Genomic DNA, 10,260 nt, shown 5'->3' on the forward strand with positions numbered 1-10,260 from the left:
CGCAACGGGGTGATCGCCTAGGGCGCCTGGCCGCCGACGGGAACTCGGCGCAGCAGGCACATCGCGGGGTCGGGGCCGAGCGGGTCGCCGTGCGCCGCGGCGCGGAAGCGGCAGCCGCCGCGGCATTCCGCGAGGTGCGGGCAGCGGCAGGAGAGCTCCGGCAGGCGCCAGCGGGGGATGGAGGGCCACACCGCAGCGAGTCCGTCGCGAAGATGTCCGGAGCGTCGCGCGGTGAAGTAGCCGCACTTGTCGACGGTGCCGTCGGCCATGACCGCGGCGAGGTGCGCGCCGCAGGCCCAGTCGCCGCCCGAGCCGTAGAAGCCGCCGCCGAACGAGCGGGCCATCAGGGCCGCGGCGCGCGCCGGGTCCGCGAGCAGGCCGGGGTTGTCGCGCAGCGCGCCGGCGGGGCAGGGGACGTCGATCGACCAGCCCCGCAGCGGCAGCTCCCGCAGGAGCGCCTCCAGCTCGTCGAAGCGCTCCACGTTGCCGGCGAAGACGACCGTGGCCACCGACACCGGCACGCCGGCCTCGGCGAGCAGGCGCAGCGCCCCCAGGGCGCGCCGGAAGCTCCCGCGGCCGCGCAGCGCATCGTGCGCGTCCTCGGGGCCATCGAGGCTGACCTGGACCTCGTGGAAGCGCAGCGCGCGCGCCGCCTCGCGGTCGACCATGGTGCCGTTCGTCAGCAGGATCGAGCGGAAGGGGTACGACGGCAGGCGCTCGTTGAGCCGCCAGAAGTGCCGGTGCAACAGCGGCTCCCCGCCCGAGGCGATGAAACGCAGCCCCTGGAGGGCGGCGAACTCGCCGGCGGCGCGCAGAACGTCGGCGAGCGGCAGGTCCGTCCCGGTCTGCGTCCCGATGAAGCAGTGGCGGCAGCGCAGCGTGCAGCGGTCGGTCAGGTGGACGAGCAGGTAGCGCAGGCTCGGCACCAGCGGCGGCGCCGCCGGGACCGACACGGGCGCCGGCGCGGCCGCCGGCACGAGCAGGCCCTCGGCGACACAGAAGCCGAGAAATGCCGCGGCGTCCGCGCCAGCCGCGCCGGACCCGGGGGGCACGCCCGCGGCGAGACAGCGGAGCGCCTCTTCGTCGAGCTCGTAGAGTGTGTCGGTGCGGGCGTCGTAGAGCGCCGGAGTCTCGAGGCGCTTGAGGAAGCAGCCGGGCGCGAGCGCGAGAGCCGCCGCCGGCCCTGCGCTAGCGGCCATCCGGCTGCACCGCCGCGACGATCGCCTGCACGGTCAGGACCTTCCTGCGGAGCAGGTGGCGCAGCAGGCGGAACGCCCCGCACTCGAGCTCCTCGTCCTCGCCCTGCTTGTAGAAGGGGCAGTCGCTGCAGGCGATGCGCACGATGTCGGCGTCCGCCAGCTCCGCGCCCGGATCCGCCGGCAGCCGGGCCGCCGCCGCACGGAGCTTCGGAAAGGCCGCCGGTTCGTCGGTCACGCGTCCCATGGTAGCGTTGTCGCCCCCTTTGGCAAGGGGGCAGCGGGGAATCTCGAGAGCAGACGTCTCCTCCGGGACGAGACGCCAGTAGAAATGCGGGGGCGAATTCCAGTACACTCGACCCATGGAGACCGATTTCGCCCTGTCGCGGGACGAGCGCGTCCCGCGCGAGGAGCTGGCCTGGCGGCGCGAGCGCTGCCGCTGGGCGCTTGCCGGCGAGGCGCCGGAGGCCGGCGGGCTGCTCGTCTTCTCGCGGCTCAACATCTACTACCTCACCGGGACCTACGGCGCCGGCGTGCTCTGGCTGCCCCTCGAGGGCGAGCCGGTGCTGGCCTGCCGGCGCGGCATCGAGCGGGCGCGCCTGGAGTCGCCCCTCGAGCGCATCCTTCCCTTCCGGTCCTTCCGCGAGCTGCCGGCGCTGCTCTCCGGCGCGGACTCGCCGCTGGCGGCCGTCATCGCCGCGGAGATGGGCGGGATCACCTGGGCGCTGGGCCGCACACTCGACGAGCACCTGGCGCCGGCGCGGCTGGTCCCCGGCGACCGCGCGCTCTCGCTGAGCCGCTCGGTCAAGTCCCCCTGGGAGCTGGAGATCATGCGCGCCGCGGGGGCCGACCACGACCACTGCCTGCGCGAGCTGGTGCCGCCGCTCATCGCCGCCGGGATGAGCGAGCGGGACATCGCGCACCACGTCTGGATGACGCTCTTCGCCTCCGGCCACCAGGGCCTGCTGCGGATGGAGAACTACGGCGAGGAGGTCTTCCTCGGGCACGTCTCGGCCGGCGACAGCGGCAACTACCCGAGCGTCTTCAACGGCCCGGTCGGCCTGCGGGGCGAGCACCCGGCGATCCCGCACATGGGCTCCTCGCGCACCTGGGAGCGCGGCGAGCCGCTGGTCTGCGACATCGGCTTCGTGCGCGAGGGCTACCACACCGACAAGACGCAGGTCTACTTCGCGGGGCCGCGCACCGCCATCCCGGAGCGCGCCCAGGCGGCGCACGACTTCTGCGTCGAGGTGCAGGCCTGGCTCGCGGAGCGACTGCGGCCCGGGAGCATCCCCTCCGAGCTGGCGGCGCACTGCTTCGCCTGGGCGGAGCAGGCGGGGTGGGCGGAAGGCTTCATGGCGCTCGGCGGCAACAAGGTGCGCTTCGTCGGGCACGGCATCGGCCTCGCGATCGACGAGCAGCCGGTCCTCGCGAAGGGGTTCGACGCGCCGCTGGAGGAAGGGGTGGTGCTGGCGCTGGAGCCCAAGCTCGGCATCCCGGGGTTCGGCATGGTCGGCGTCGAGAACACGTTCGAGGTCACGCCGGACGGCGGGCGCTGTCTGACCGGGGACGCCTTCGACATCGTCTGCGTCGAGCGCTGACGCGACCAAAGATCCGCGCGTAGGCGCGGATCAGAAGGGCAGACTTGCTAGTGTGCTACGCTCAATTCCAGCTCTTCCTCGTGCTCCCGTCGCAGCACGTGCTTCGCACGTTTTCTGCCAAGTCCTCCGGTGTCAACGTGCTTTGTAACCACCCTCATTCAAAGCAGATCAACAGGTGCTACCCTGCCGGATCCGCGCGCACGCGCGAATCGGGGTGACGCGACCGTGGATCTCGAGGACCTCGCCGCCCGCCTGCGGGAGTTCGCTCGCGAGCGCGACTGGGAGCAGTTCCACGCCCCGAAGAACCTGGCGATGGCGCTCGCGGTCGAGGCGGCCGAGCTGATGGAGCGCTTCCAGTGGCTGAGCGAGAAGGAGAGCGCGACGTTGCCCGCGGAGGAGCTGGCCCGGGTGGCCGAGGAGCTGGCCGACGTGTTCATCTTCACGGTGCGGCTCGCCGACCGTCTGGGCGTGGCGCTCGAGCCGGCCGTTGCGGCCAAGATCCGGGCGAACGCGGCGAAGTACCCGGTGGAGAAGTGCCGCGGCAGCCATCGCAAGTACACGGAGTACGCGTGAGCGGGGGGGGCGCCCGGGCGCCGCGGCGCGGGGAACCCGGCGCCCGCACCGGAGTCTGAGTGAACATGCGGCGGACGGTCTCGATCGCGCTCGCGCTCCTCGGCGCCCTCGGGGCGGCGATCCAGTCCGGCATGCTGCTGGCGCGCGGCCAGGCGATCTGCTTCAACGAGGGCTGCCGCATCGTCGAGGGGCTGACGCGGGTCTCGCCCCTGTACATCAACCTCGCCGGACTGGGCTTCTTCCTCCTTGTCGCCGCCCTCGCATGGCGGGCGCCGGCGACGGCGGGGGCGACGCGGCGCCTGCTCGGCGTCCTGCTGCTCGCCGGCGTCGGCGCCGAGGCCGTGCTCTTCGGCTACCAGCTCTATGTCGCACGGGCCTTCTGCAGCTGGTGCCTGGTCGTCTTCGCGCTCGTCGCGCTCCTCAACCTTCTGGCGGGCGGGCGCCAGGCGCTGCGCGCGGCGGCGATCTTCGCGGCGGCCCTCGTCGCCTTCTCGGCGCTGCGCTTCGGCGTGATGCGGCCGGCGGCGGGCGGGCGGGCCCTCGACCGTGGCACCTACGGCGTGCGTCGCTGCGACGACCCGGCCAAGCAGCTCTATCTCGTCTTCTCCTCGACCTGTCCGCACTGCGCCGAGGTCCTGCGCACGCTCGAGTCCTGCAACAGCTGCAACTTCCACTTCAACCCGATCGACCAGATCACGGACCTCGCCCTCCCCGGGGTGGAGCGCGCGGCCGCCTGGGACCCGGCGGTGAACCGCGAGCTGCTGGCGCTGCTCGGCATCGAGGAGGTGCCGGTCCTGCTCGTGCCGGGCCCGGAGGGGATGTCGATCATCCGCGGCGAAAAGCGCATCCTGGCCTTCATCCGCGCCGAGTGCTTCCGCAGGGAGCCGGTGCTCAACGTCGACCCCTCGCGGGCGCTCGACGCCGACGTCCTCAAAGTGTTCCGCGCCGACGACGACGGCTGCAACGTGCAGCTCGACTGCGGCCCGGACGGAAAGCCGAGGCAGAAATGAACGACGCAGCGCCCACCTATCGTCACACGCAGATCGGCTGGTCCCTGCTGGCGGTGCTCCTGGCGGGGGCCGCGCTCGTGGGCTTTGCCGCGAGCCGCACCGGGTGGAGTCCGGCCGCGTGGTCCGTGTTCGCGTTCCTCGGCATCGTCGCCGCGCTCTTTTGCACGCTGACCGTCGAGGTCGTCGGCGGCGACGTGCTGCTGCGCTTCGGGCCGGGGCTGATCCGCCGCCGCATCGCGCGGGCGGAGATCGCCCGCGTCGAGGTCGTGCGCAACCCCTGGCACTTCGGCTGGGGGATCCGCTTCACGCCCTACGGCTGGCTCTTTTCCGTCTCCGGGTTCGACGCGGTGGAGGTCGGCCTGATTTCCGGCAAAGCCGTGCGCATCGGCACCGACGAGCCGCAGGCGCTCGCGGCGGCGATCCGCGCGGTGGGCGGCTTCAAGCTCTAGAGTCCGGGAGGGAGCCTGGGGTGTCGATAGATCTGATGAAGGGCGACCTGGTGCGCCATGCGCGCCGCGGTCCCGGCGTCGTCGAGGAGACCGCCGGGTACGGCGACACCCAGTCCGCCGGCGTGCTCTTCGCCCGCGGGCCGGAGCGGGCGACGGTGCCGAGCGCGGAACTCACCCTCCTCACGCCGGCGGAGTCCGAGGCCTACGACCTGGCGCGGCTCGCCCTCGCCCAGCGCGAGCGCGAGCAGGCCCCGGCCGCCCGTCTCGGCAGGCGCTGGCAGGGCGGGGAGATCGTGCTCAAGCCGCAGGACCCGGCCCAGGCCGCGAAGACGCTGCCGATCGACGCCTTCTTCCACAAGATCGTCATGGTGCGCGACCGCCTGCGGGTGCTCGAGGCGCAGATCAACGCCCACAAGGGCCTCGCGGATGCCGAGAAGGTCGAGCTGCAGCAGTACATCACGCGCGTCTACGGCTCGCTGACGACGTTCAACGCCCTCTTCCAGGACAAGCAGGACTGGTTCGTCGGCCAGAAGGGGGAGCGGGAGTAGCGTTCGGGCCGCTCACTCCTCCCGGTACCCGCGGAGCTTCTCCGCGATCTTCTCCTCGAGGGCGCGCACCTTCGAGCCGGCCTCGTCGGCGGCCCCGCGCAGCGCGGCGAGCTTGTCCTCGGCGGCCGAGAGCGCCGTCGTCCACTTGGCGCGCAGCTCCGCCTCCTTCGGCTGGTTGTAGCCGACGGTCCCGATGTTCCGCCGCAGGCGCTCCTCCTCCTCGGCGAGGCGGCGCATCTGCTCCTGCCCCTCGTTGATCTGGCGCTGCAGCGCGGCCTTCTCCGCCGCCAGGTCGCCGATCTCCGCGAGGAAGCGCCGGGTCGCCTCGGAGAGGTACGGCCCCGCGGCGAAGAAGCGCAGCCGGGTCTCGTCCTCGTTGGCGAGGTAGACCGCCTCGCCGATCTCGCGACGCTCCTCGACGAGGAACTCCTTCGTCTCCCCCGGCGCCAGCGCGATCTCGAAGCGGTAGCTCCCGGCGACCTCCTTGAGCGGCTTCTCGGGCTTCGCGAGCTTGTAGAGCGGGTTGGCCGGCTGGTGCAGCCAGAGCGTCGTCGGCTCCTTGCCGCGATTGAGCAGCGTCCAGGTGTTCGCCAGGACCTCGCCGCGGGTGAGCTGCAGCACCCCGTCGACCACCTTCCCGCGGACGTAGGGCTCCTGGCGGGAGGAGACCCTGGGCGTCACGTCCACCGTCGCGTCGACGGCATACGGGACGACCTCCTGCCCCCCGGGGGCGAGCGTGTGGCCGAGGATTCCCTCGCCAAGCGAGGTGCTCCCCTCGAAGAAGGTGACCGCGCCGGCCTCGAGCGTCAGGTCCGTGTCGTTGGCGAGCACCCAGGCGTTGACGGGGCGCGGCGAGAACGAGGCCTGGTACACGAGCACGCGCTTGCCGGCGATGCGCTTCGAGACGATCGGCACCAGCGCCGCCTGCCCGCGCGGGATGCTCACGGGGTCGCGCGGCTCGTAGCTGAAGAGCTCGCCGACCTTCGCGCCCTGCGCCGCAGCGCCGGCGCTGGCCTCCAGCGCGTCGGCGAGCTGCGGCTCCTCGGCGGGCTGCTCGAGGCCGGCGTCCATGCTCTGCGCCGCGAAGCCGGCCACGGCGGGCGCCGGCGCGGGGGCCGCTGCCTGCATGCGCATCGACCTCTCCTTGCGCTCGAACAGCTGCTCGGCCTTCCGGGGGTAGGGCGGTGCGCTGCCTGCCGCCTCCGGCGCCGGCGCGGCCCCCCAGTTGACCGCCAGCTTCTCGAGGCCCGGCACCGGCACCTGCGGGCGCGGCACGTACAGGGGCGTGTACATGTCCATCGAGAACGAGAGCGGGTTGCCGGCGACGAAGGAGACCGAGACGTTCTCCCAGTCCTCCCCGCTGGTGTTCTCGGCCTGCGCCCAGCCTTGCAGGAGCGCCTTCTCGCGGTCGGCCGGATCCAGGATCAGGCGGTACGAGCACTTCCAGACCGGCATCTCGACGAGGTAGCCGACGCGCAGCTCGCGCTCGCCGCTCCCCGCCGCGGTGACCGCGAGGCGCTTGGCGTCGGCGCGCCGTCCCTCGAGCGCCAGGTCGAGCAGGCGCGCGACATCGGCGCGCAGCCCGTCATCGAGGATGGACAGCTCGGCGATGCCGGCGAGGTCGGCCGAGCGCACCGCGCCCGCGTCGGTCATGACCACGAGGCGGTGGCCCTGGCGCACGACGCGCCCGTCGGCCGACTCCGTGAACGGCTCGAGGCCGAGCACGCGCCCCGTGAGCTCCTCGCCCGAGACCTTCGCGGCGATCCGCGCCCCCTTGAGCTGAGGCAGAAACTCGCTGAGCGCGGCGGACTCGGGGATCTTGATCAGGATCTCCTGGAGCCTGCGGGCCAGCGGCTCGGCGCTGTCGTAGCGGACCGAGGTGATCGTGCCGCCGCCGAGGTCGACGGCGTAGAAGCTCGTGAGCAGGTCCTTCATCTGGTCGGTGCGGAAGCCGAAGGAGACGGTCGCGTCTCCGCTGACCTTCCCGCGCCGCTCGAGGTACCCCATCCCGTGCTTGTAGAGGACGACCTTGCGCACCGGCAGCGGGGCGTCGGCGGCCGCGGCGGGCGGGGCGCCCGCCGGCAGGACCAGCGGGGCGAGCGCGGCCAGGCACGCGAGGCGCGCGAGCGGTGCTCTCACGATCCGGGGGACGTCGACCATCGGTGTGCCTCCCATAGCCCGGCGGTTGATCGCGCGGCCGGGCGCCCGCGCGTCGGCGGCGCCTGCATTCCCTTCACCTCGCGGGCGATTCTCCGGCGGCGCGGCGCGCGAAGTCAAGGCGCCGCCGCTGCGGACGCTGTGGTAGATTCCCGCGCATGCCGATGGCACACGAGCAACGGGCGCCGGCGACGGCCGCCCCGCGACGCCGTCGCCACTGCGCGGCCGCCGCCGTGCTGGCCGCGCTGCTGGCCGCGGCGACCCTCGCGCTCTACTGGCGGATCGGCGGGAACGCCTTCCTCAACTACGACGACAACCTCTACATCACCGCGAACGAGCACCTGCGCGCCGGCCTGACCGCGAGATCGGCGGCCTGGGCCTTCACCAGCGTCGGCGCCAACTGGCACCCGCTGACGTGGATCTCCCACCTGGTCGACATGGATCTCTTCGGGCTGGACCCGCGCGGCCACCACCTGCACAACGCCGTGCTGCATGCGGCGAACGCGGCTCTGCTCTTCGCGGCCCTGCGGTCCCTCACCGGTGCGCTCTGGTCTCCCGTGCTCGTCGCCGCCCTCTTTGCGGTCCACCCGCTGCACGTGGAGTCCGTGGCGTGGGCCGCCGAGCGCAAGGACCTGCTCGCGGGCCTGTTCTGGGCGCTGGCGCTCCTGGCCTACGCGCGCTACGTCCGGCGCCCGAGCGGCGGCCGCTACGCCGCGGTCCTCTCCGCCTATGCCCTCGGGCTGATGTCCAAGCCGATGCTCGTGAGCCTGCCCGTGGTCCTGCTGCTGCTCGATCTCTGGCCGTTGGCCCGTCTCGGGCCGCCTGCGGGCGCGGCGGGAAGATGGCAAAAGCCGTTCCTCGAGAAGCTCCCGCTCCTCGCCCTCGCGGGCGCCTCCGCGGCGCTGGCCATCTTCGCGCAGCGCGGCGCGAACGCGCTGTTCTACGCGGAGGAGTACCCGCTCGGCGCCCGCGTGGCGAACGCGCTCACCTCCTACTGGGCCTACCTCGGGCAGACCGTGTGGCCCGTCGACCTGACGTTCTATCCCTTCGAGGGGTGGCGGATCCCGCCCTGGCAGTCAGCAGGGGCGGCCGTGGCGCTGGCGGTCGCGACCGCGGCGTTGGCGCTCGCCGCGCGCCGGCGCGGCTGGGCCGCCGTCGGCTGGCTCTGGTATCTCGTGACGCTCGTGCCGGTGATCGGGCTGGTGCAGGTCGGCGTGCAGGCGCGGGCGGACCGGTACACGTACATCCCGCTGACGGGGGTCTTCGTGGCAGCCGCCTGGTCGCTGCGCGAAGTCGCGCGCCAGTGGGCTCGCCTGCGCGTCCCGGTCGCCGCTGTCTGCCTCGCCGCCCTGGGTGCGCTCGCGGCGGCCACCTGGGCGCAGTGTAGATACTGGCGCTCGAACACGGCTCTCTTCGGCCACGCCGTCGCGGTTCAGCCCGACAACTGGATCGCGCTGAACAACCTCGGCAATGCGCTCCTGAACGAGAATCGCGTGAACGAAGGGCAGGCGCTGATCTCGCGCGCCTACAAGCTCAATCCCTACCTGCGCTTCGACCTGTTCATCCGTACGGGCGATGTCCAGGCCGGCGAGGGCCGCTTCGACGAGGCGCTCGCCAGCTATCGGCGGGCGCAGGAACTGATCCCCTACGACCGCATCGTGCAGGGCAAGATCGACGAACTCGCGCGCCGCCGCGGCCGGTGAGGACGGCGGCGCGCTGCCGCCCGACTCCTCACGCCTTCTTCGTCATCGTCCCGGCCGCCCCGCACTTCGGGCAGGCCTTCGGCTTGCAGCGCCCCTCCTTCGTGCAGCCGCACTTGTCGCACTTGAACGTCGCCATGCTCCGGTCACCTCCTCTCGAACCACTTTTCTTCAGGCGCGGGGGACCCAGGCGAGCGCGACCGTCGACACCGCGACGTCCTTCTTCTTCGGCGCGATCTCGACGGTCTCGAGCTGCTCGGTCAGCGGATCGACGGCCGCCTGGACCCGCGCGATCTCGTCGTCCATCGCGCGCTGCAGCTCGTCGCGCTGGGCGGCGAGCGCCTGCACGTTCTCCGCGGCGCGTCCGACGTCCTGCTGCTCCTTCATCGTGCGGCCGGCGCCGCGCACTGCGGTTGTGGCGCGGCCGATGCTGGCGGTGCTGACGGTCTTGCGCCCGAGGAACGCCCCGAGGATCGTCGCGCCGATCGAGACCGCGGTCTGGATCCCCTGCTGCGTGACCTGGGCCTTCTCGCGCTCGACCGCGGCCTCGGCCGTGCGGATGCGCTCCTCGAGGCGGGCGATGCGCGGCGCGTAGGTGCCGCGGACCTTCTCGACCACGCCGTCGCGCCTCTCGCGGGCCGCGGTCTGCAGCCGGATGCGGAAGTCGCGCTCGGTCTCGCCGGGCGAGGACACGACGCCCGAGGCGCGGCTGCGCAGCAGCCGCAGCCGGCGCGTGCGGTAGAGCCACTCCGCGTAGGCCTTGCCCCAGTCCCCGTAGCTGCGCCCCCTGGCGGCCTCGGTCGGCACCTCGCCGAAGGTCGCGTCGTCGTCCGCGGGCACGCGCTCGAGGTCCGCCTCGGCGATGGCGGCCGCCTCGGCGCCGTCCCAGTCCACGCGCGCCGCCGGGTCCGCGAGGACGGCCACCTGCTCTTCCGTCGCGACACCCGCCTTGGCGTCGGCGTAGTAGACCTTCGCGATCGCCAGGATCTTCGGCTCGTAGGAGAGACCGTCGGCCGGCCCGCGGGG

The 10,260-nt window shown here is 72.8% G+C and carries 11 protein-coding genes; 6 read left to right on the forward strand and 5 right to left on the reverse strand.

Annotation, left to right across the window (positions count from 1 at the left end):
• Positions 1–17 precede the first annotated feature (17 nt).
• Together VI078_06350 and VI078_06355 are read right to left on the reverse strand one after the other, a co-directional pair.
• On the reverse strand, positions 18–1,199 hold the full coding sequence (locus tag VI078_06350) for a radical SAM protein (protein HEY5998911.1): 1,182 nt from the start codon (positions 1,197–1,199) through the stop codon (positions 18–20).
• Positions 1,189–1,443: a hypothetical protein gene (locus tag VI078_06355; protein ID HEY5998912.1), complete on the reverse strand. Its 255-nt coding sequence runs from the start codon at positions 1,441–1,443 to the stop codon at positions 1,189–1,191. The genes VI078_06350 and VI078_06355 overlap by 11 nt, the downstream gene beginning before the upstream one ends.
• A gap of 115 nt (positions 1,444–1,558) precedes the next feature.
• On the opposite strand from VI078_06355, the gene VI078_06360 reads away from it, so the two are divergent.
• From VI078_06360 to VI078_06380, 5 genes are all read left to right on the forward strand, one after another.
• Positions 1,559–2,797, forward strand: a complete 1,239-nt coding sequence (locus VI078_06360; GenBank protein ID HEY5998913.1) for a Xaa-Pro peptidase family protein — start codon at positions 1,559–1,561, stop codon at positions 2,795–2,797.
• 225 nt (positions 2,798–3,022) lie between these two features.
• Positions 3,023–3,370 carry a nucleotide pyrophosphohydrolase gene (locus tag VI078_06365; GenBank protein HEY5998914.1) on the forward strand — a complete coding sequence of 116 codons (348 nt, stop codon included), beginning with the start codon at positions 3,023–3,025 and terminating at the stop codon, positions 3,368–3,370.
• Positions 3,371–3,429: 59 nt separating this feature from the next.
• The gene (locus tag VI078_06370; GenBank protein HEY5998915.1) at positions 3,430–4,380 is read left to right on the forward strand and encodes a hypothetical protein; all 951 of its coding nucleotides are present in this window, start codon (positions 3,430–3,432) and stop codon (positions 4,378–4,380) included.
• A complete protein-coding gene (locus tag VI078_06375; GenBank protein HEY5998916.1) occupies positions 4,377–4,829 on the forward strand; it encodes a hypothetical protein in 453 nt (150 codons plus the stop codon). Before VI078_06370 ends, VI078_06375 begins: the two co-directional genes overlap by 4 nt.
• Before the next feature lie 20 nt (positions 4,830–4,849).
• A complete protein-coding gene (locus VI078_06380; GenBank protein ID HEY5998917.1) occupies positions 4,850–5,377 on the forward strand; it encodes a hypothetical protein in 528 nt (175 codons plus the stop codon).
• A gap of 12 nt (positions 5,378–5,389) precedes the next feature.
• Here VI078_06380 and VI078_06385 read toward each other — a convergent pair whose 3' ends face one another.
• Positions 5,390–7,537, reverse strand: a complete 2,148-nt coding sequence (locus VI078_06385; protein ID HEY5998918.1) for a DUF4139 domain-containing protein — start codon at positions 7,535–7,537, stop codon at positions 5,390–5,392.
• Between the two features lie 155 nt (positions 7,538–7,692).
• Between VI078_06385 and VI078_06390 the strand changes: the two genes are divergently transcribed.
• Complete coding sequence (locus VI078_06390; GenBank protein ID HEY5998919.1) at positions 7,693–9,237, forward strand: hypothetical protein; 1,545 nt, start codon at positions 7,693–7,695, stop codon at positions 9,235–9,237.
• Between the two features lie 28 nt (positions 9,238–9,265).
• Here VI078_06390 and VI078_06395 read toward each other — a convergent pair whose 3' ends face one another.
• Complete coding sequence (locus tag VI078_06395; GenBank protein ID HEY5998920.1) at positions 9,266–9,373, reverse strand: rubredoxin; 108 nt, start codon at positions 9,371–9,373, stop codon at positions 9,266–9,268.
• A gap of 32 nt (positions 9,374–9,405) precedes the next feature.
• The coding region (locus VI078_06400; protein HEY5998921.1) for an ATP-binding protein at positions 9,406–10,260 on the reverse strand (855 nt) is incomplete at its 5' end.

It is taken from the genome of bacterium (assembly GCA_036524115.1).
In the GTDB taxonomy this organism is placed as follows: Bacteria; JAUVQV01; JAUVQV01; order JAUVQV01; family DATDCY01; genus DATDCY01.

Coding starts and splice junctions, on each gene's coding strand:
- VI078_06350 (HEY5998911.1), bottom strand. CDS start 1,199: ATGGCCGCTAGCGCAGGGCCGGCGGCGGCTCTCGCGCTCGCGCCCGGC.
- VI078_06355 (HEY5998912.1), bottom strand. CDS start 1,443: ATGGGACGCGTGACCGACGAACCGGCGGCCTTTCCGAAGCTCCGTGCG.
- VI078_06360 (HEY5998913.1), top strand. CDS start 1,559: ATGGAGACCGATTTCGCCCTGTCGCGGGACGAGCGCGTCCCGCGCGAG.
- VI078_06375 (HEY5998916.1), top strand. CDS start 4,377: ATGAACGACGCAGCGCCCACCTATCGTCACACGCAGATCGGCTGGTCC.
- VI078_06385 (HEY5998918.1), bottom strand. CDS start 7,537: ATGGTCGACGTCCCCCGGATCGTGAGAGCACCGCTCGCGCGCCTCGCG.
- VI078_06390 (HEY5998919.1), top strand. CDS start 7,693: ATGCCGATGGCACACGAGCAACGGGCGCCGGCGACGGCCGCCCCGCGA.
- VI078_06395 (HEY5998920.1), bottom strand. CDS start 9,373: ATGGCGACGTTCAAGTGCGACAAGTGCGGCTGCACGAAGGAGGGGCGC.